A 19,377-nucleotide genomic window follows, 5' to 3' on the forward strand; every position below is an offset into this window, starting at 1 on the left:
GCAGGCTGCCTGCCAACCGAAAAAGCCGCCGCACGGTATTGCGCGCAGCCCACCGGAACCAGGGCGGCGGCATGAAATTCTCGCACCTCTTCAACCGCGACCCGCAGAACGGCCCGGGGTTGGCGACGGGCGGGGCTGGCGCCGGGTTGTTCCAGCACAACATGCGGGGCGCCGACGCCGAGCAGGTCCTCCCGTCCGAGGGGTCGTCCGTGGACCACCGGCATGCCGAAGACATGCCGTATGGCGTGCGCATCGCGGCGTCCTGGAGCTGGCGCCTGATTGTCATTGTGGTGGCCGTCGGCATTGCCGTTTGGCTGCTCTCGCAGGTTTCCCTTCTGGTCATCCCGCTGATGATCGCGGCACTGCTCGCCGGGCTGCTGAGCCCCGTTGTCCATTTCCTGCACGACAAGTCCCGCATGCCCAAGGGGTTGGCCGTCGGAATCACCATGATCGGCTTTCTGGTGCTGGTCATCGGAGGCCTCTCCGTGGTCGGCCAGCGGTTGGCCACGGGCTTCTCCAGCCTCTGGGCCCAGGCGCTGACCGGCGTGACCCAAATCCAGCACTGGCTCTCGGTGGGGCCGCTGGCCGTGAGCAATGAAGATCTGGATGCGCTGCTCACGGATGCGCTGAACCAGCTCAAGAGCAATTCCTCGAGCATCCTCTCCGGCGCACTGTCCTGGGGCAGCACGCTGGGGCATCTGATCACTGGCATGCTGCTGGTGCTTTTCTCGCTGATCTTCCTGCTGCTCGACGGCCCGCGCATCGGCAAGTTCTTCATCAACGTGCTGCCCCGGCGTGCGCGACTGGCCGCCGAGGGTGCGGGCAAGCGCGGCTGGGCCTCCATGGTGATCTACGTCCGCGTGCAACTCTTTGTGGCCTTCATCGACGCGGTTGGCATCGGCGTCGGTGCGCTGATCCTCGGTGTGCCGCTGGCCCTGCCGCTGGCCGTGTTGGTCTTTATCGGGTCGTTCATCCCGGTGATCGGTGCCATGGTGACCGGTGCCGTGGCGGTGTTGCTGGCATTGGTGGCCAACGGACCCGTCAATGCGCTGATCATGTTGCTGGTCGTACTCTTTGTCCAGCAGGCCGAATCCCACATCCTCCAGCCGTTGATCATGGGCAAGGCCGTAAGCCTGCACCCGCTGGCCGTGGTCATGGCCGTGGCCGGCGGCTCGATGGTCGCGGGAATCCCCGGGGCGCTCTTCGCCGTTCCAACGCTGGCCGTTGCCAACACCGTGGTGAAGTACATTTCCCATCGCGGCTGGGAAAACGATCCGGCGCTGGACACCCATGCACGAATTATCGAGCCGGTCCGCAACCCGGAACCGGCGCCCGCCGATCTTGACGGCGAAGAACCCGCCCGCGGGTCCTGAGTCCCCGCCGATCGGCCAAAACCCCCTCCATACAGCCTGACCCCGCGTCGTGACGCCCAGCAGAAAGTCGTTCAATGATCCAGCAGACCAAGCTCCCGGTAAGCCTCGCCGACATCGAACATGCCAGGACAATCCTTGACGGCGTAATTGCACGGACCCCGGTGGAGCATTCCCGTGCACTGTCCCTGGCCATCGGGTCGGAGGTGTTCCTCAAGTGCGAAAACCTTCAGCGAGCCGGTTCCTTCAAGGTGCGCGGCGCCTACGTGCGCATGTCCAAGCTATCGGAGGAGGAACGCGCCCGCGGCGTGGTGGCGGCCTCGGCAGGCAACCACGCGCAGGGCGTGGCCCAGGCCGCGCGCCGGCTGGGCATCAAGGCCAGGATCTACATGCCGTTGGGCGTGGCGCTGCCCAAGCTCTCGGCAACCCGCGACCACGGCGCGGAAGTCATCCTGCACGGGCACAACGTCGATGAGGCACTTGCCGAGGCCGAGCGCTACGCCACGGCCTCCGGCGCAGTCTTTGTCCACCCCTTCGACAACCCCGACATCATCGCCGGGCAGGGCACCATCGGGCTGGAGATCCTCGAACAGCTCCCCGACGTCGACACCGTGCTCATGGGCGTTGGCGGCGGCGGCCTGCTGGCCGGTGTCGCGGTGGCCATCAAGGCCAAGGCCGCGGAACTGGGCCGTGACATCAAGGTCATCGGCGTGCAGGCCGAGAACGCCGCGGCCTACCCTCCATCGCTTGCCGCCGATGCGCTGGTTCCGCTGGACACCGTGCGCACCATCGCCGACGGCATCGCAGTGGGCCGCCCTGGGCAGCTTCCGTTCCAGATCATCCGCGAACTCGTCGACGACGTCGTGACGGTCTCCGAGGACGGGCTGGCACGTGCCCTGGTGTTCCTGCTGGAACGCTCCAAGCTGGTAGTCGAACCCGCCGGCGCCGTGGGCGTCGCAGCGCTGCTGGAGGGCAAGCTCGAGGAACTTGGCCTCAACCCCAGCAAGACCGCGGTGATCCTCTCCGGCGGAAACATCGACCCGCTGCTCATGCTCAAGGTCATCCAGCGCGGCCTCTCGGCCGCAGGCCGCTACCTGACGGTTCGCATGATGCTCGATGACCGCCCGGGCGAGCTGGCCACCATCTCACGGGTCATCGCCGAATCCGACGCAAACGTCACCCGGCTCGACCACACGCGCGTGGGCGGCTCGCTGTCGATGGGGGACGTGGCAATCACCATCGACATGGAAACCAAGGGCCATGCGCACTCGGAATTGGTGCTCAACAACCTGCGGGCAGAGGGCTTCCAGCCCATGGTCATGGGCTAGCCAGGCAACAAACATGTTCCCTTTCGGCGCCGACGGTGCCGGGAGGGGCATGCACGAGGGCTCGGGTCTCGTCGCCAAGGCGATGGAACCCGAGCCCTCTTGCATGCGCCATGCGTCTGGGGAATCGCGGACCGGTATGCCGCTTAACGAGCGATGGCCGCCTGCGCATGCCCCGCATCGGCGGGGGAGCTGCAGGCGGCCATCGGCTGCGTGCGGTCGCCCTTGCGGGCGACCCGGCGTCTAACTAGGAGCTGTAAGGCTTGCAGGAAACGATCTCGACGGCGATTTCCTTGCCGTTCGGGGCCGAGTAGCTGAGCTTGTCGCCGGACTTGGCACCGTGAACTGCCGCACCGATCGGGGACTTCTCCGAGTAGACCTCGAGATCCGTGTCGCCTGCAACTTCGCGGCTGCCAAAGAGGAAGGTGGTCTTGTCGCCGGCGATGATCGCCTCGACGAGCATGCCTGGTTCGACGATTCCGTCGTCGGCCGGGGCTTCGCCAACGTGGGCGCGGCGCAGCAGGTCCTTCAGGTAGGAGATGCGTGCTTCTGCCTTGCCCTGTTCTTCCTTGGCTGCGTGGTAGCCACCGTTTTCCTTGAGGTCACCCTCGGAACGAGCCTGCTCGATGCGGTCGACGATCTCCGCGCGGCCCGGACCGGAAAGGTGGTCCAGTTCGACGCTCAGGCGATCGAAGGCCTCTTTGGTCAGCCAGACGACTGGTTCGTGGTTGGTGGTAGTCACGGTGGTACTCCTTGTGTAATCAGGGCGGCTGCCCCCGCAAGGGAGCAGCATGCCGAGACGGTCCCTGCCGATGATGCGACGAACATCTTGCAAGCAAAGACCCCGCACAGATGGGTGATGAACTTCGTCCGTCACGTTCTGTAGCGGGGCATAACGTATTAGAAAGATATTAGCCGTCGATGGGCTTTTACCCAAGAGGTTGAGCTTTTGGCGTACTGGGCGAGTCGCCGCGGGATCCGTTTCCCCGGGATCAGGAAGGCTTGACGATCTTGCATTCCTCGACGCCAACCGTGGTGGCCAGGGACTCGGTGCGGAGATTGACGTCGAAACGCATGGTTTGCCTGCCCGTGCCTTCGCTCGGACCTATGGTCAGCGTCTTCCAGCCGACGATCGCATAGGACTCGTTCATGGCCCTGACCTCGCATTGGGCGGTGTCCTTGGCATCCTTGGTGATGTCCACCAAGGCTCTCGCCTGGGTCGGGGAGTTGACCATGAAGGAATTGTCCTTGAACTCCACTTGGCTGTTGGTGGCCCAAGCCAGGTAGAGCGCACCAATGACTCCGACGGACAGGCCGCCGATGATCAGGTTCCGGCGTGTCTTTTTGGCAAGGCGCCGCTTGGGCGAACCGTACCTATTAGTTAAGCTGGACAATGGCGCCTCTTTCAGATTCATGGGCGTCGCGGCCGGGGAGAAGTCATCCCTACCAGTCTAAGCCTTGGCCAGGGGGATCCCCTTACCGAGCATATGGAGTTGGAGTTACACAGGTGGAAGATCACAACGCGGGGCGGATTGCTCCCTCCCAAGGCCTACGTTTGTTGGCAATCCATGCCCACCCGGACGACGAATCCTCAAAGGGCTCGGCAACGATGGCGGCCTATATCGCCGCCGGCGCGAGCGTCATGGTGGCCACCTGCACCGGAGGCGAGCGAGGTGACATCCTCAATGCCGCATTCGGTGAGCTGGCGCACGCGCACCGCGACCTGGCGGGTGTGCGCCGCAGGGAAATGGCCGAGGCCGCGGAGGTGCTGGGCATCGAGCAACGCTGGATCGGATTTGTCGACTCGGGGCTGCCCGAGGGCGACCCGCTGCCCGAGCTCCCGTTCGGTGCCTTTGCGCTGCAGCCGTTGGAGACTGCCGCGGCACCGCTCATCAAGCTGATCCGCGAGTTCAAGCCGCACGTGATCATTGCCTACGACGAAAACGGCGGATACCCGCACCCTGACCACATCCAGGCGCACAAGGTCGCCGTGTACGCGTTCGAGGAGGCTGCCAAGGCCGATAGCTCCCCGGAGCTCGGCGAGGCCTGGGAGACCTCCAAGCTCTACTACGATCGCGCCTTTGCCCCCGAGCGCTTCAAGACGCTGCACTATGCAATGCTCGAAGCCGGTATGGAATCCCCGTATGCAGAGCGCATCGCCGAGTGGGAAAAGCACCCCGACCAGCAGATGTTCGGGTGGGTTTCTCCGCACGAGACCACCACGCAAATCCACAGCGCGGATTTCTTCAAGCACCGCGACGCGGCATTGTTGGCGCACCGGACTCAGATCGACCCCACGGGGTTCTTCTTTGCCGTGCCCGAAGAGATCTACGCAAATTCATGGCCGTGGGAAGACTTCACACTGATCAAGTCCTCGGTTCCCACGGAGCTGCCGGAGAACGATCTGTTCGCCGGTCTAAGATAGATAGTGTGCCGGTTCTCCCGGCTGCCAACTTTTAGAAAGAGCCCCGCTCGTGTATTCGTTCCTGCTGTATGCAGCCTCCGTATCGCCTTCCCCGGTCCCTGTTGCTCCCCCAGGTGACGCGGCCCAGTCCATCGGTCCGGGCTTTGCCGGCTTTGTGGCAACGGCCGCCCTTGTCATCGTCACCATCTTCATCATCCGCGACATGACACGCCGCATCCGCCGCGTCCGCTACCAGGGCGAGGCCGAGGCCCGCCAGCAGGACCTCGTTGAGCGCGGCAAGAAGATCCAGCCGGACGAGCCGGGGGACAAGCCCGCCCGCTAAAAACCGCGTGTTGGTGCTGGATCTTCCGGTGCCAACGCACACACTCCTGGAGTAGGCTCACCAACATGGGTCAACGAATCGCCGGCAGCGCCTCGGCCTACTTGCGCCAGCACGCGCACCAACCTGTCGACTGGTGGCCGTACTCGGATGCGGCATTCGCCGAGGCTGCTGCGCGGGATGTCCCGGTTTTCCTGTCGATCGGCTATGCGGCCTGCCACTGGTGCCACGTGATGGCCCGCGAGTCGTTCGACGACCCGGAGATCGCCGCATACCTGAACGAGCACTTTGTGCCGGTCAAGATCGACCGGGAAGAACACCCCTCCGTCGACCAGGCCTACATGGCCGCAACGCAGACACTCAGCGGTGCCGGCGGCTGGCCCATGAGCGTTTTCACGCTGCCCGACGGGAGGGCAATGCACGCGGGCACTTATTTCCCGCCGGTTCCACGGCCCGGCACACCGTCCTTCGCCCAGGTGCTGGAGGCGGTGAACGACGCCTGGGTTAACCGGCGGCCCCAGCTTGTCCAGCAGGCCACCGCCCTGGCCGACCACCTGGGCTCGGTGGCCGCCAGGCAGGCCAAGATGTTTTCCCGTTTGCTGCCGCTTCCCGGGTCCTCCGACGAACCGCTGCTGGCCTCGGTGGTTGTGGCGGCCGTCGGCAGGCTCGCCGCGCTGGAAGACCCCACCGGGGGCTTTGCCCCGGCGCCGAAATTCCCTCCCTCGGCGGTGCTTGATTTCCTGTTGCGTGCCGGGCTCGGTTCGGGACCGACGGCCGGCCAAGCTACGGCGCTTGCCGCGCGGACCCTTGGCACGATGGCGCGCGGTGCACTGGCCGACCACGTCGGTGGCGGATTCGCCCGCTACTGCGTTGACCCAGGCTGGAAAATCCCGCACTTCGAGAAGATGCTCTACGACAACGCCCAGCTGCTGGGGCTGTATGCGCGCGCCTCGGTGCAGCTGCCGGAGGCGCAAGACCGAGAACTCTCGCGCCGGGCCGCGGCGGGCATCGTGGCCTGGCTGGAGCGCGAAATGCTGCTTCCCGGGGGCGCGTTCGCTTCCTCCCTTGACGCGGATACCGTGATGCCGGACGGCACCCACCGCGAGGGGGCCACCTATACCTTCAGCCGTACCGAGGCCGAGGCCCTGCTTCCCGATCGCGGGAACATCTTCTGGACCCTGTGGGACGGGCATGCGGCGGAGGAGCCCGGGCACGGGGAACCACAACTCACCATTGCCCTCTCACGCACGCCGGAGCCGGGGGAGTGGACGGCCCTGGATGCGGCCTTCGCCGTATTGGGGGAGGCCCGCGCGCGGCGGATCCAACCCGCGCGGGATGAAAAGGTCGTCGCCGGGTGGAACGGTCTCATGGTGCAGGCGCTTGCCGAGGCATCGGTGCTGCTGGATGACCCGGCCCTGCTGCGGCTGGCCGGAGGCGCGGCCGACTACCTGTGGAACACGCACTGGGATGCCGCCGGAGCGTCGCTGCGCCGGGTGAGTTACCGGGGCGAGGCAAACACGGCAATCGCAGGTGTGCTTGAAGACTATGCGGGGGTGGCGCTGGGATTCCAGGCCGTGGCCGTTTGCGGCGGGGAACCGGCATGGATCGAGCGGGCGAATGCGGTCCTGCAGGCCGCCCTCGAGAAGTTCATGCCCGGAGGGCAACCCTTCGACGCGCCCGATGACGATCCGCGGGTATTGGCCAGCCGGGCAGGGGCACGCACCGCCGAGGCGCTTGACGATGCGGTGCCCGCCGCGACCTCCCTGCTGGCTTCGGCGCTGCTGAACAGGGCGGGACTGGTCCAATTGGCCGGAGAGGACCCCGGAGCGGGCGGCAGTGATGCGCCAGGCGACGGAGACGGCAGCAGGGCAGAAGCGGATCTGTTCCTGGTGCGCAGGCTCATAGGCTTTGTGCCGTCCATTGCCGACAGGGCCCCGCATGCCGCGGGCAGTGCACTGGGGCTCGCAGTGCGCTTCGTGCACTCCTCAAGCGCCGAGCTGGCGGTCATCGGCGGCACCCCGGAGGAACGCCGTGCCGCGATGCGAGTGGGCATCCTGGCCGGCGTCTCCCAATGGGGTGAAATGCCCCGGCCCGGCATCGCTTCAACCGCATATCCGCCCGGGCCCGGCGGCGCGCTCCGGCTCTACGTGTGCCGCGCCGGTGTATGCCACACCCCGGTCAGCGACCTGCAGTCCCTTGCCGAGTTGCTCGTGCCGGGTCTGGGCCGGGCGGGCCTAGACGGCTAGGCGGTGCCCAACACCGCCATGGTGATGGCGATGAAGTGGCAGGTGAACCCGGCGATCGTGAATGCGTGAAAAAGTTCATGGAATCCGAACCAGCGTTCGCTGATGTTTGGCCGCTTCAACGCGTAAAACACGGCTCCCGCAATGTAGAAGGCTCCGCCGACACAGATCAGTATTGCCGCGGCCGGATTCGCGGCGTAGAAATCACCGATGAACAGCAACGCGGCAAGACCCAGAAGGACGTAGACCGGGGTGTAGAGCCAACGCGGGGCATCGGTGTAAAAAACCCTGAACCCGACCCCGGCAAGTGCGCCGGCCCATATGGCAATCAACAAGACCGTCGCCTTTTGGGGCGGGAGCAGCGCCCATGCGAGTGGGGTGTAGGAGCCAGCGATGACCAGCATGATGTTGGTGTGGTCCAGGCGCTTGAGCACGCGTTTGACCGTGGGGGACCAGTTGCCCAAATGATAGGTGGCGCTGATGGTGAACAGCAGGACTCCGGTGAAGGCGTATATGGCGCTTGTGATTTTCGCGCCCCCGGGCGGGGCCAGCACCACCAGCACCACTCCCGCGGTCAACGCAATGGGTGCCATCACTGCGTGGATCCAGCCGCGAAGAAGCGGTTTGGGTTCGGGGACGGCCGTGGCCGGTGCCGCCAAATGGTCAACGGTTGCTGGCGTTCTTGTGGACTGGGGGCGTGGTGCCTTGGTCATGGCCTTATCCTATATCTACGGATTGGTAGGTTACTGGAAGGTAGTGATATCTTCGCAGCAATTTCACACCTGCCCGCACCGCGTCCTGTCACCACGCGGTGCTTGCAAAAGGTAGCGTTGGATATAGGGTGCGTCAATCGTCGCACCGGACAGATCCAATGCGGGAGTATTGCGGTGGAATTACCGGGTTTCGTCTATCGACTCTATGAGCGGAAGATCCGCCGTTCGCTGAGCCCGGAAAAGCTGCCGACGCACATCGGCGTACTGGTGGACGGCAACCGTCGCTGGGCCAAGCTCGCCGGCGCCCCCACCGCCACCGGACACCAGGCCGGCGCCGACAAGATCCTCGAGTTCCTTGGTTGGTGCCAAGAGCTCGGCATCAACATGGTCACCCTTTACATGCTCTCCACCGACAACATGAACCGTTCCAGCCAAGAGCTTGACGACCTCATGGGCATCATCGCCAACACCCTTGACCGGCTCGGGGAAACCAAGACCGTGCGGGTGCACCCGGTTGGCGCCCTGGAGCTGCTTCCGGACTACCTAGCCGACAAGCTCCGCGAGCTGGAGGCCTCCACGGTTGCCATTACCGGCATTCACGTGAACGTGGCGGTTGGCTATGGCGGGCGCCGGGAAATTGTCGACGCCGTCAAGGCGTTGCTGCTCGAGGGGCAGTCCAAAGGGCTTGATGCAGCGCAAATCGCCGCGGACCTGGATCCGGACCAGCTGGCGAAATACCTGTACACCAGCGGCCAGCCCGACCCCGAGCTGGTCATCCGGACCTCCGGTGAACAGCGGCTCTCCGGCTTCCTCACCTGGCAGAGCGCCTACTCGGAGTTCTACTTCTGTGAGGCGCTCTGGCCCGATTTCAGGCGCGTGGACTTCCTGCGGGCCCTGCGCGATTTTTCCGACCGCCAGCGCCGCTTCGGGTCCTGACCCCGGCTTCGGCACCGGGTTCCTCTGCTTCACCCTCTTCCTCCGCCACCGCCGGCTTTGCCAAGCCCCGATTTGAAGAGCGGATTATATCCTGTTCCCGTGCGCTCCAAACGTTTACGCGCCGGACGGCAAAAGTTCGAAAAATGCCGAGTGACTAGCGAACTAATTGGGCGTAGGTTTGGGGCAACGGCTTTGTAGAGTTCATCGCCGTTGGGGCAACTCCGCAGGCAGGACGGGGGACGGCATGGATGCTTATCACGCTCAAACACCCGCATGCCGGATCCTGCCTGCCACCGGTGGTGCCCCTAACCCCCATCCACAACAGTTGCGGGGGATCGCGCCCCGTTGGGAGTCAAAGTGGCAGAAAAACTGGAACAACTGGCAGACAGCGCTTCGGAAGCTGAGCGCACCTTTGTACTCGACACCTCGGTGTTGATCGCAGACCCCCATGCCATGTTGCATTTTGCCGAGCACCACGTGGTGCTTCCGCTGACCGTGATCATGGAACTGGAACACAAGCGAAACGACCCCACGTTGGGCTATTTCGCCCGCGAGGCCCTGCGAACCCTCGATGAGATGGGCCGGAAAGCCGGTGGCATGGCCAACTCCATGTCGGTGGGAAAAGCCGGGGGAACACTGCGCGTCGAGGTGAACCACATTTCCCCCGAGGTGCTGCCCGTAGGGTTCCGCAACTCGGAAAACGACTCCAAGATCCTTGCAGTTGCCAAGTCCCTGCTCGACGAGGGGGTCGACGTCACGCTCGTGTCCAAGGACCTGCCCATGCGCATCAAGGCCTCGGCGATGGGGCTGAACGCCGAGGAATACCGCAACGAACTCGTCGCATCCTCCGGATGGACCGGTGTCGCCGAGCTGAACATCAGCGAAGAGGACATGAGCGCCCTCTATGCCTCCGAATCCCTTGAAATTCCGGAGGTTGCCGAGCAGCCCTCCAACACCGGGCTGGTCATCCATTCCCCTCGCGGTTCCGCGTTGGGCAGGGTCGACCGGAACCACCTGGTTCGCCTGGTGCGCGGGGACCGCGAGGCATTCGGGCTGCGCGGACGCTCGGCCGAACAACGTCTGGCCCTTGACCTGCTGCTGGACAAGGAGGTCGGTATCGTTTCGCTCGGCGGGCGCGCAGGAACCGGAAAGTCGGCGCTGGCGTTGTGCGCCGGGCTGGAGTCGGTCATGGAACGCCGCGAGCACCGCAAGATCATGGTGTTCCGTCCGCTGTACGCCGTTGGCGGCCAGGAACTCGGGTACCTGCCGGGCGCCGAGAACGAGAAGATGAATCCCTGGGCGCAGGCCGTCTTCGACACGCTGGGCTCGGTGGTCTCCAAGAACGTGGTCGACGAGGTGCTCAGCCGTGGAATGCTGGAGATCCTGCCGTTGACGCACATCCGCGGGCGCTCGTTGCACGACGCCTACGTGATCGTCGATGAGGCCCAATCCCTGGAACGCAACGTGTTGCTGACCGTGCTCTCACGCATCGGACAGAACTCCAAGGTCGTGCTCACCCACGACGTGGCCCAGCGTGACAACCTGCGGGTCGGCCGCCACGACGGTGTCGCGGCGGTGGTTGAACTGCTCAAGGGGCACCACCTCTTCGGGCACATCACGCTCACGCGCTCCGAGCGTTCGGAGATCGCCGCACTGGTGACGGAGCTGCTGGAAGAGAAGTTCAGCTAGGGCCTGCGGCCGGCACGCGGGCTGCGTGCCGGCCGCACGGCTAGCGTTGGTGGCGTCCCGGTTCCGGGGAACCCGGCAACGGGATCGGCCACAGCGGCGCCTCGCGCACATCGGACAGCGAGGCCTTCGGCTGGGTGAACAGACCGTCGATCATGTACTGGTCAACGGCCAGGATCTTCACGTGGTGCTCGGCACCGGCGTCCTCGCCGCTGAGGATGGTGCGCTCGACGCACAGGCCGGTGGCCCTGTCGATGCGCAGCCGGGTGACGCCCGTGCCAAGCAGCGGGGCATCGGGAACCACGGGGGAGTATGAATGGCCGCGCGACAGGTCGGCCTCGAGGCAGGGGCGGCCCGCAGCGTCGCGCACTTCACGCAGTGCATGGATGATGCTGGGATGCGGGAACGGCAGGTCCGCGGGCGCGGGGGCAAAGCCGGCGATTTCCACCGGGTCCAGGAACGCATTCCACATGGTCACGGGCATGAGTTCGTTAACGTATGCGGCCTCCGGGCGGCGCGAGACGAGCCCGTCGTCCCCGTAGACGGGGGCAAGCAATTGCGGCGGCAACAACCATGACTTCCGGGTCGCGGCGACAAACGACGCGGACTTGGAATCGTTGATGGTGTCGGTGCGGAAAAGCACCTTGCCCGCGGGGTCCTCCACGCGCACCGCATTGGGGCGCCGGATCAGCACCGTGAGGCTTTCCGGCTGGTTCTCCGCGGCGAATCCCACGGCCCGGTGCTCGGGGTCGTGGGCGCTGATCTCGATCTGTATGGTGTTCCAAAGCCACGGGGAGGAGCGGGCGAGCCGCCGGAAATGCCCCATCAACTCCTTGCTGGGAGCCTGGTCCGGGTCCGGGAACATTGCCGCGCCATTGAGCTGGTCCATGTGATCAGTCTAGCGAGGATCGGGCTGCCTGCAGCCGGTCGGTGCCGGGGCATTCCGATGCAGGTGGGGTGGCGGTTTTATCAACAACCGGGGCGCGCCTAACGGCCCCGGGGACGGCTTTCCGCATAGGGTGTGGCCTATGCCAGTACAAATTTGGGGTTGGCTCACCATGCAGAGCCCGGTGATGGTGGCGGCAGGAATCCTGGCCGGGTGCGCGGTCCTGCTGTTCGTCGTCAACGCAGTCAGGCTCACCGCCATCGATTTTCGTTCACACCTGCTGCCCAACCGGATTCTCTGGCCGTGGTTCCTGGCCGCGGCGGTCTTGCTCGGGGCGGCCTCCCTGCTGGCGGGCGATGCGGCAATGCTGTTGCGGACGCTTTTGGGAGGAGTCATCCTTTTCATCGGCTATCTGGTGCTGCACCTGATTGCCCCGGCCGGAATGGGCCTGGGCGACGTGAAGCTCGCGGCGGTGCTGGGCCTCTATCTGGGGTTCGTGTCCTACACACACCTGCTCATGGCCACCGCGCTGGCCTTCATCCTGGGGGCGATGTGGTCCGGTGCTCTGCTGCTGACCCGCAAGGTGACAATGCGTTCCTCGGTGGCATTCGGCCCGTTCATGTTGTTGGGTGCGGCGATTTCGCTGGCCGTGGCCGGGTAGGGTTCGTGGCCGGCCAGCATTCGTTGTGCCGTGCCGTGCATGGCAGGATGAAAACCATGGCCACACCTGACTTCATTCTCGACCTCCGCACCAAGATCGGCACCGGCCCGCTCTGGCTCCCAGGGGTCAAGGTCGTGTTGCTCCACGAGGGCAGCGTCCTGCTGGTCCGGCGCGCCGACAACGGGCGGTGGACGCTCCCGGCGGGAATCCTCGAGCCGGGGGAGGAACCCGCGATCGCCGCGGTGCGCGAGGTGTTCGAGGAAACGGGCGTGCGCTGCAAGGTCACCCGGCTGGTCGGCGTTGCCACCACCGACCCGGCCGTCTACCCCAACGGCGACCGTGCCCAGTACCTTGATGTCATCATGGCCGCGGGCTACCTGGGCGGCGAAGCCCACGTGAACGACGACGAAAACCTCGAGGTCGGCTGGTTCGGGGTCGACGGGCTGCCGGACGTTCCGCCGAAGCACGCACGGGCGATCGAATGGGCCCGCGAGCCGAGGGCCGAGGGCCACTTCATCGCGGATTAACCAAGGCGCACCCTTGCCTTGCGGTCCCGGAAACGGGGATGGCTGCAAAACAAGGGGGTGTTTTTGGTTGCTTGGCTAGCGGGCGTCGTTTCCCGGCGTCGCGTCGGCGTTCGACCGGAGAGCATTTGACCCGGCAGCGTCAGGCCCGGCAGTGCCCGAGTCGGCGGAACCGCCGGTGCGGGCCTCTGCCTCCAACGCCTCGGCCTCGGCGCCGCCGATGGCCTCGCCGCGGGCGACCATGCCGGCGGTGTCCGAAAGCTTGACCTGCTTCAGGAACAGCGCCAGCACGAAGGCGATGAGGATGAACGGGATCAGGTACCAGAACACCGGTGCCAACGAATCGGCGTAGGCGTTCACGATTCCCTCACGCACGGCGTCGGGCAGCTGAGCCATGGTCTGCGGATCCAGGGTTGCCGTGGCATTCCCCGCGTCCGCCGCGGTGGCCCCGGCGCCGGTGAAGACCTCGGTGAGCTGCTCGGAAAGGCGGTTGGTGAACATCGCACCGAAGATTGCCACGCCGAGGGATGCGCCGACCTCGCGGAAGTAGTTGTTCGTGGAAGTCGCGGTGCCCACCATGGACGGATCGACTGCATTCTGCACGACCAGCACCACCACCTGCATGATCAGGCCCAAACCGGCGCCGAAGATGAACAGGTATACGCAGATCAGCCACAGGGGAGTGGTGGCACTGAGCGTGGTGAAGGCCAGCATGGCGACGGCCGTGACCAGCGCGCCGGCGATCGGGTAGCCCTTGTACTTGCCGGACTTGGTGATCGCGATGCCCGAATAGATGCTCGTGCCCATCAGGCCGACCATCATCGGCAGCATCAGCAGGCCGGAAACGGCCGCGGAGGTGCCGGAGGACATCTGCAGGAACGTGGGGACGAACGCGATGGCGGCGAACATGCCAAGGCCCAGCGTGAAGCCGATGGCCGTGGCGTTGACGAAGACGCGGTTCTTGAACAGCGTCAGCGGGATGATCGGGTCCTCGGCGCGTGCCTCGGCGATCACGAACAGCACGACGGCCGTCAGCAGGCCAAGGCCCCAGCCCCAGGTCTCGATGGCGCCCCAGCCGTGGTTCTTGGATCCGCCGAAGTCGGTGAAGAAGATCAGGCAGGTGGTGGCGATTGAGAGCAGCAGCACGCCCAGCATGTCGATCTTCTTGGTCGACTTCTTGTTCGGGATGGTCAGTGCGAACCAGGCGATGGTGAACGCCGCGATGCCGATCGGGATGTTGATGTAGAACGCCCACTGCCAGGTCATGTGGTCGACGAAGAACCCGCCGAGCAACGGTCCGGCAACCGCCGACAGGCCGAAGATGGCGCCCAGCGGGCCCATGTACTTGCCGCGCTCGGAAGCCGGGACGATGTCGGCGATGATGGCCTGCGAGAGGATCATCAAGCCGCCGCCGCCCAGGCCCTGCATGGCGCGGAAGACAACGAACATCCAGAAGGTGCCGGCGAAGGCCGCGCCGATGGAGGCCAGGGTGAACAGCGCAATGGCGATCAGGAACAGGTTGCGGCGGCCCAAAACGTCACCGAACTTGCCGTAGATCGGCATCACGATGGTGGTGGCCAGCAGGTAGGCGGTGGTGATCCAGGCCTGGTGCTCGACGCCGCCGAGCTGGCCCACGATGGTGGGCATCGCGGTGGAGACGATGGTCTGGTCCAGTGAGGAGAGCATCATGCCGGCGATCAGCGCCGAGAAGATGATCCAGATGCGCCGCTGGGTCAGCAGCAAGGGCGCGGCGCCCGGCGCGGGCCGGGAAGCGGTGGCTGTGGACATAAGGGTTTCCTTGGGATCGTGACGGGGGAATCGGTGTGGAAGTAGCCAATCGGGGAGTGTCTGGCTCGTGCGGTGGCCGGGGCCGGGTTGCTAGCGCCGCATCGGCTGGGCGAAGAGCTCCTGGGCATGGCGCATCAGGCTCAGGAACTCTTCCTCGAGCGAGGTTTCCCGAGAGGAGACCACATAGCGTTGGACTGCCTGGTGGGTCGCGAATTGGATGTTGTGCACGAGCATGACCAGCCCCGGGTGGTCGAGCGCAACGCCCTCCCGCCGGGCCACCAGCGCCATGAACTCCTTCATCCGTTCGGGGCCGACCTCGACCATCTTGGCCAGAAGCTCCGGTTCGCGGTGGACGGCTTCGAAAAAACCATGTGCGCTGAGGATCTCGGCTTCGTCGCGGCGCAACTGCGTCAGGACAAGTTCCACGAGGTCGGCGAACAGCGTCGGGGATATCCCGACGGTCCCGGCGGGCCGGGCGTCCATGAAGCGTGCAAGGGTCTCTGCGGAAAGGCCGTCCTCGACGTGCCCGAAGACGGCATCGAGTTTTGTGGCGAAGTAGTTGAAGAAGGTGCGACGTGAAATGCCAACCCGGGAGCACAGCTCTTCGATGGTGAACCCGGAAAACCCATGCTCCGCGGTCAGCTCGCGGGAGCACACGGTGATGGCAAGGCGCGTTCTCTGCATGCGCGCACTGCGGGTGGGCGGAGTCGCTGCCTCGCCGATCGGTGTTATTGCACTTTCATTCACATAGTGCAGTTTTGCACTATTGGTTGCAAAGTGCAACTTTAGTGGTTCGGCTCACGGGGCCGAACGCACCGCCGCCCCGGTGGCGGCAATCCGGCTGCAACGGGGGCGGCGCGAGCAGCTCGATCCACTGCCTCCCTGACCTGTGCAGGCGTAGCATGGGGGCATGGAGACGACCGGATGCGCGGTGGTCGGCGGCGGTCCGGCCGGCATGATGCTGGGTCTGCTGCTGGCCAGGGCCGGGGTGCAGGTGACGGTGCTGGAGAAACACGGCGACTTCCTGCGGGACTTCCGTGGCGACACGGTGCATCCGTCGACCATCCGGCTGCTGGACGAGCTCGGCCTGGGCGACGAGTTCCGCAGGCTTCCGCAAAGCCGCCTGCAAAACGTCGCCTTCCCGGTTCGCGGGGGCCGTTTTGTGACGCTGGGCGATTTCTCGATGCTGCGGCCGCCGCACAACTACGTAGCCATGATGCCCCAGTGGGACTTCCTGGATTTCCTGGCCCGCGCCGCCGCACTGGAGCCCACGTTCACCCTGCTGATGGAGCACACGGCGACCTCGCTGGTGTCCGACGGCCGCCGCATCTCCGGCGTCCGCTACCGGAGATCCGACGGGAGCGAGGACACGCTTCGCGCGGACCTCGTCGTCGCCACGGACGGGAGGCATTCCGTGTTGCGCCGTGCCGCGGGATTGCTGCAGAGGGACTATCCGGTGCCGTTCGACACCTGGTGGTTCCGGCTGCCCCGCCATCCGTCCGAGCCGGGGGAGGTGGCCGGGATCGTTCCCTCCTTCGGGAACGGCGAGGGCGTGATTGCGCTGTTCCGGGACGACTACTACCAGATGGGCTACTTCGCTTCCAAGGGCTCGGACGCGCGCCTGCGCAGCGAGGGAGTGGAGCGCTTCCGGCAGCGGATCGCCTCCGCCCGGCCGGACCTCGCGGACCGCCTGGACTCCATTCGTTCCATGGATGACCTGCACCTGCTTGACGTGCGGTTGGACCGGCTGCGGCGCTGGTACGTGGACGGGCTGCTGTGCATCGGGGACGCGGCCCATGCGATGTCGCCCGTGGGCGGGGTGGGCATCAACCTTGCCATCCAGGACGCCGTCGCCGCGGCGGCGAAGCTGGCGCCGGCCCTGCGTCGCGGCGGCGTCACGGTGAAGGACCTGGCGGCGGTCCAACGGCGACGGCGATTCCCCACCCATGTCATCCAGCGAGTCCAACGGATCATGCACCACGAGGTTTTTGCCCCGCTTTTCACCGGGAAAAGGTCCGGAGGCCCACCGGCGATGTTGTTTTGGGCCCGGCACATTCCGGTGGCGCGGACCATCATGCCCCGGCTGATCGGCTTCGGCCCACGGGCCGAACGCGCCCCCGACTTCGCAAGGCGCCCGCAGCAGCGGCTGCCGCAATAGCGAGGGCGCCGGCCACCGGATCCGCCACGTGGGGACCCAATGGCCAACGCCCTCGCCCGCGATGTCAGTCCCTGGGACCAGCCACCTGGTGGTTTCCGGTCATGGTGGTGACATCGAGCAGCTCATCGAGCTGGGCCTCGGTGAGTTCCCCGCGTTCCACGAAGCCAAGCGCAATCGTCGCCTGGCGCACCGTCAACTGCTCGGCCACGGCCTTCTTGGCGATCTTCGCGGCGTTTTCGTAGCCGATCAGCTTGTTCAGCGGGGTGACGATCGAGGGGGAGGCCTCGGCGAGGAAGCGCGCGCGCTCGACGTTCGCGGTGATGCCGCCGACCATCTTCTCGGCCATGACGCGGGTGGTGTTGCCCAGCAGGCGGATCGATTCGAGCAAGTTGGAGGCCATCACCGGGATGCCGACGTTCAGCTCGAAGGCCCCGTTGGTGCCGGACCACGCGATCGCGGTGTCGTTGCCGATCACCTGGGCCGCAACCATGATCGCGGCCTCGGAAATCACCGGGTTGACCTTGCCCGGCATGATCGAGGATCCCGGCTGCAGGTCCGGGATCGCGATTTCGCCAAGCCCGGTGTTGGGACCGGACCCCATCCAGCGCAGGTCGTTGTTGATCTTCATCAGCGAGATCGCGATGTTGCGCAGCTGCGAGGAGGCCTCGATCAGCCCGTCGCGGTTGGCCTGGGCCTCGAAGTGGTTGCGGGCCTCGGTGATCGGCAACCCGGTGTCCCGGGCCAACAACTCGATGACGCGCTCCGGGAAGCCGGCCGGGGTGTTGATGCCGGTGCCCACCGCGGTGCCGCCCAGCGGGACCTCGGCCACGCGCGGCAGCGTGGCCATGATGCGTTCGACGCCGTAGCGCATCTGCGCCGCATAACCCCCGAATTCCTGGCCCAGGGTCACCGGGGTGGCGTCCATCAGGTGGGTGCGCCCGGACTTCACCACGTCCGCGAACTCGGCGGCCTTGGCTTCCAGCGCCCCGGCCAGGGTCTCGAGCCCGGGGACCAAGTCGCCCAGCAGGCCCGCGGTCGCCGCGACGTGCACCGAGGTGGGGAACACGTCGTTGGAGGACTGCGACGCGTTGACGTGGTCGTTCGGGTGCACGATCGTCTCGGAACCGGCCGCCGCGAGTGCGCGGGTGGCCAGTTCGGCGAGCACCTCGTTCATGTTCATGTTCGAGGAGGTGCCGGACCCTGTCTGGAACACGTCGATCGGGAAATGTTCGTCGTACTTGTTCTCCGCCACCTCGTTGGCGGCCGCGACGATCGCGTGCGCGCGTTCGGCGTCCAGCACCCCGAGCTCCTGGTTGGCCAGCGCGGCAGCCTTCTTCACCTGGGCCAGCGCGCGGATGTGCGCGGGTTCAAGTTTCTTGCCGGAGATCGGGAAGTTCTCCACGGCACGCTGGGTCTGGGCGCGGTAGAGGGCGGCGGCCGGAACCCGGACCTCTCCCATGGTGTCGTGTTCGATGCGGAAGTCAGCAGAATTGTCCATGGCTCCCACGGTACGCCCGCAGGTGGCCCAACGGCAGGTCATCATGCAATCGGCGAAAACGGGAATAGAACCGGCGTTTCCGGCAATCCGATACCGCCCCCAACGCAAAATGCGTGTGCGGGAGACGAATCCCGCACACGCATCGAGTGCCGTGCGTGCGGGCGGTGCCCGCACGCGCCGTCCTGGCTAGAGGACGCCGAAGCCCGAGACCATCTCCGCCTTGCCCTCGGCCAAACGGTAGGTCACGCCGATGACGGCCGTGTTGCCATTCTCCACGGCATCGGAAATGATGCGGGACTGCTCGACCAGCCGGTGGGTTGTCTGCTGCACGTGCTCCACCACCGTGGTGTTCACGTCGTGGATGCCGTTGCGGCGGGCGGCGATGACCGAGGGGGCGATGTGTTCGACGAGGTCGCGGATGAAGCCGGGGGGCATCTGACCGGTCTTGACTGAATCGATGGTCGCCGTCACCGCACCGCAGGAGTCGTGGCCCAGGACCACGATCAGCGGGACGTTGAGCATGGCGACGGAGTACTCGAGGGAGCCCAGGGCCGCGGCGTCGATGACGTGCCCGGCGGTGCGCACCACGAACACGTCGCCCAGGCCCAGGTCGAAGATGATCTCGGCGGCCAGCCGCGAGTCGGAGCAGCCGAAGATCACGGCGAAGGGGTGTTGCTTGTCCACCAGGGAATGCCGGCGCATTGCATCCTGGTTGGGGTGGTCGGTGCTGCCTGCGACAAACCGGGAGTTTCCCTCACGCAATTTCCGCCAGGCCTGGGCAGGGGTGAGGTCGTTGGGGTCGACTGATGTGCCGGGTTCGTTCATGTTTTTTAGCTTAAGCCCAC

General features: G+C 65.7%; 18 protein-coding genes. 10 read left to right on the forward strand and 8 right to left on the reverse strand.

The window, feature by feature from the left end; all coding sequences use genetic code 11:
- Window positions 1-161: 161 nt before the first annotated feature.
- The gene (locus JOF47_RS01990) at window positions 162-1,373 is read left to right on the forward strand and encodes an AI-2E family transporter (protein WP_210001313.1); all 1,212 of its coding nucleotides are present in this window, start codon (window positions 162-164) and stop codon (window positions 1,371-1,373) included.
- Window positions 1,374-1,447: 74 nt separating this feature from the next.
- Entirely contained in the window at window positions 1,448-2,698 is a 1,251-nt protein-coding gene (gene ilvA / locus JOF47_RS01995) for a threonine ammonia-lyase (protein ID WP_209995631.1), read from the forward strand.
- Window positions 2,699-2,942: 244 nt separating this feature from the next.
- Here the strand turns inward: ilvA and greA are convergent, their stop codons facing one another.
- Both greA and JOF47_RS02005 read right to left on the reverse strand, forming a co-directional pair.
- Window positions 2,943-3,437 carry a transcription elongation factor GreA gene (greA, locus tag JOF47_RS02000; protein WP_209995633.1) on the reverse strand — a complete coding sequence of 165 codons (495 nt, stop codon included), beginning with the start codon at window positions 3,435-3,437 and terminating at the stop codon, window positions 2,943-2,945.
- Between the two features lie 250 nt (window positions 3,438-3,687).
- Window positions 3,688-4,089, reverse strand: coding sequence for a DUF4307 domain-containing protein (locus tag JOF47_RS02005; protein WP_209995634.1), 402 nt, complete (start codon window positions 4,087-4,089; stop codon window positions 3,688-3,690).
- Between the two features lie 113 nt (window positions 4,090-4,202).
- On the opposite strand from JOF47_RS02005, the gene mca reads away from it, so the two are divergent.
- From mca to JOF47_RS02020, 3 genes are all read left to right on the forward strand, one after another.
- Window positions 4,203-5,120: a mycothiol conjugate amidase Mca gene (gene mca / locus JOF47_RS02010; RefSeq protein WP_342592682.1), complete on the forward strand. Its 918-nt coding sequence runs from the start codon at window positions 4,203-4,205 to the stop codon at window positions 5,118-5,120.
- A 49-nt stretch (window positions 5,121-5,169) separates the two neighbouring features.
- Window positions 5,170-5,442, forward strand: a complete 273-nt coding sequence (locus JOF47_RS02015) for a hypothetical protein (RefSeq protein WP_209995637.1) — start codon at window positions 5,170-5,172, stop codon at window positions 5,440-5,442.
- Window positions 5,443-5,507: 65 nt separating this feature from the next.
- A complete protein-coding gene (locus JOF47_RS02020; RefSeq protein WP_209995638.1) occupies window positions 5,508-7,685 on the forward strand; it encodes a thioredoxin domain-containing protein in 2,178 nt (725 codons plus the stop codon).
- Here JOF47_RS02020 and trhA read toward each other — a convergent pair.
- On the reverse strand, window positions 7,682-8,395 hold the full coding sequence (gene trhA / locus JOF47_RS02025) for a PAQR family membrane homeostasis protein TrhA (protein ID WP_209995639.1): 714 nt from the start codon (window positions 8,393-8,395) through the stop codon (window positions 7,682-7,684). The genes JOF47_RS02020 and trhA overlap by 4 nt on opposite strands.
- 174 nt (window positions 8,396-8,569) lie before the next feature.
- Between trhA and JOF47_RS02030 the strand changes: the two genes are divergently transcribed.
- Window positions 8,570-9,331, forward strand: a complete 762-nt coding sequence (locus tag JOF47_RS02030; protein ID WP_209995640.1) for an isoprenyl transferase — start codon at window positions 8,570-8,572, stop codon at window positions 9,329-9,331.
- Window positions 9,332-9,688: 357 nt separating this feature from the next.
- Window positions 9,689-11,020, forward strand: a complete 1,332-nt coding sequence (gene phoH2, locus JOF47_RS02035; RefSeq protein WP_342592683.1) for an RNA 5'-3' helicase PhoH2 — start codon at window positions 9,689-9,691, stop codon at window positions 11,018-11,020.
- 40 nt (window positions 11,021-11,060) lie between these two features.
- On the opposite strand, the gene JOF47_RS02040 is transcribed toward phoH2, so the two are convergent.
- Complete coding sequence (locus tag JOF47_RS02040) at window positions 11,061-11,906, reverse strand: hypothetical protein (protein WP_209995644.1); 846 nt, start codon at window positions 11,904-11,906, stop codon at window positions 11,061-11,063.
- Window positions 11,907-12,045: 139 nt separating this feature from the next.
- Between JOF47_RS02040 and JOF47_RS02045 the strand changes: the two genes are divergently transcribed.
- Complete coding sequence (locus JOF47_RS02045) at window positions 12,046-12,564, forward strand: prepilin peptidase (protein WP_245356213.1); 519 nt, start codon at window positions 12,046-12,048, stop codon at window positions 12,562-12,564.
- Between the two features lie 56 nt (window positions 12,565-12,620).
- Window positions 12,621-13,091 (forward strand): NUDIX hydrolase, encoded by a 471-nt coding sequence (locus tag JOF47_RS02050; RefSeq protein WP_209995646.1) that lies wholly within the window; start codon window positions 12,621-12,623, stop codon window positions 13,089-13,091.
- A 75-nt stretch (window positions 13,092-13,166) separates the two neighbouring features.
- Here the strand turns inward: JOF47_RS02050 and JOF47_RS02055 are convergent, their stop codons facing one another.
- The gene (locus JOF47_RS02055; protein WP_209995648.1) at window positions 13,167-14,876 is read right to left on the reverse strand and encodes an MDR family MFS transporter; all 1,710 of its coding nucleotides are present in this window, start codon (window positions 14,874-14,876) and stop codon (window positions 13,167-13,169) included.
- Window positions 14,877-14,966: 90 nt separating this feature from the next.
- Entirely contained in the window at window positions 14,967-15,560 is a 594-nt protein-coding gene (locus JOF47_RS02060; protein ID WP_209995650.1) for a TetR/AcrR family transcriptional regulator, read from the reverse strand.
- Window positions 15,561-15,786: 226 nt separating this feature from the next.
- On the opposite strand from JOF47_RS02060, the gene JOF47_RS02065 reads away from it, so the two are divergent.
- Entirely contained in the window at window positions 15,787-17,034 is a 1,248-nt protein-coding gene (locus tag JOF47_RS02065) for an FAD-dependent oxidoreductase (protein ID WP_209995652.1), read from the forward strand.
- 64 nt (window positions 17,035-17,098) lie between these two features.
- On the opposite strand, the gene JOF47_RS02070 is transcribed toward JOF47_RS02065, so the two are convergent.
- Both JOF47_RS02070 and JOF47_RS02075 read right to left on the reverse strand, forming a co-directional pair.
- Window positions 17,099-18,532, reverse strand: a complete 1,434-nt coding sequence (locus JOF47_RS02070) for a class II fumarate hydratase (RefSeq protein ID WP_209995653.1) — start codon at window positions 18,530-18,532, stop codon at window positions 17,099-17,101.
- A gap of 186 nt (window positions 18,533-18,718) precedes the next feature.
- Window positions 18,719-19,357 carry a carbonic anhydrase gene (locus JOF47_RS02075; protein ID WP_209995654.1) on the reverse strand — a complete coding sequence of 213 codons (639 nt, stop codon included), beginning with the start codon at window positions 19,355-19,357 and terminating at the stop codon, window positions 18,719-18,721.
- Window positions 19,358-19,377: the final 20 nt, after the last annotated feature.

The sequence above is a fragment of the Paeniglutamicibacter kerguelensis genome, from assembly GCF_017876535.1.
Lineage (GTDB): Bacteria > Actinomycetota > Actinomycetes > Actinomycetales > Micrococcaceae > Paeniglutamicibacter > Paeniglutamicibacter kerguelensis.

Excerpts from the sequence above, each read along its gene's own strand:
- JOF47_RS01990 (WP_210001313.1), top strand. The coding sequence starts at position 162 with ATGCGGGGCGCCGACGCCGAGCAGGTCCTCCCGTCCGAGGGGTCGTCC.
- JOF47_RS02040 (WP_209995644.1), bottom strand. The coding sequence starts at position 11,906 with ATGGACCAGCTCAATGGCGCGGCAATGTTCCCGGACCCGGACCAGGCT.
- trhA (WP_209995639.1), bottom strand. The coding sequence starts at position 8,395 with ATGACCAAGGCACCACGCCCCCAGTCCACAAGAACGCCAGCAACCGTT.
- JOF47_RS02020 (WP_209995638.1), top strand. The coding sequence starts at position 5,508 with ATGGGTCAACGAATCGCCGGCAGCGCCTCGGCCTACTTGCGCCAGCAC.
- JOF47_RS02075 (WP_209995654.1), bottom strand. The coding sequence starts at position 19,357 with ATGAACGAACCCGGCACATCAGTCGACCCCAACGACCTCACCCCTGCC.
- JOF47_RS02050 (WP_209995646.1), top strand. The coding sequence starts at position 12,621 with ATGGCCACACCTGACTTCATTCTCGACCTCCGCACCAAGATCGGCACC.
- JOF47_RS02045 (WP_245356213.1), top strand. The coding sequence starts at position 12,046 with ATGCCAGTACAAATTTGGGGTTGGCTCACCATGCAGAGCCCGGTGATG.
- JOF47_RS02060 (WP_209995650.1), bottom strand. The coding sequence starts at position 15,560 with ATGCAGAGAACGCGCCTTGCCATCACCGTGTGCTCCCGCGAGCTGACC.
- JOF47_RS02065 (WP_209995652.1), top strand. The coding sequence starts at position 15,787 with ATGGAGACGACCGGATGCGCGGTGGTCGGCGGCGGTCCGGCCGGCATG.
- JOF47_RS02070 (WP_209995653.1), bottom strand. The coding sequence starts at position 18,532 with ATGGACAATTCTGCTGACTTCCGCATCGAACACGACACCATGGGAGAG.
- JOF47_RS02055 (WP_209995648.1), bottom strand. The coding sequence starts at position 14,876 with ATGTCCACAGCCACCGCTTCCCGGCCCGCGCCGGGCGCCGCGCCCTTG.
- ilvA (WP_209995631.1), top strand. The coding sequence starts at position 1,448 with ATGATCCAGCAGACCAAGCTCCCGGTAAGCCTCGCCGACATCGAACAT.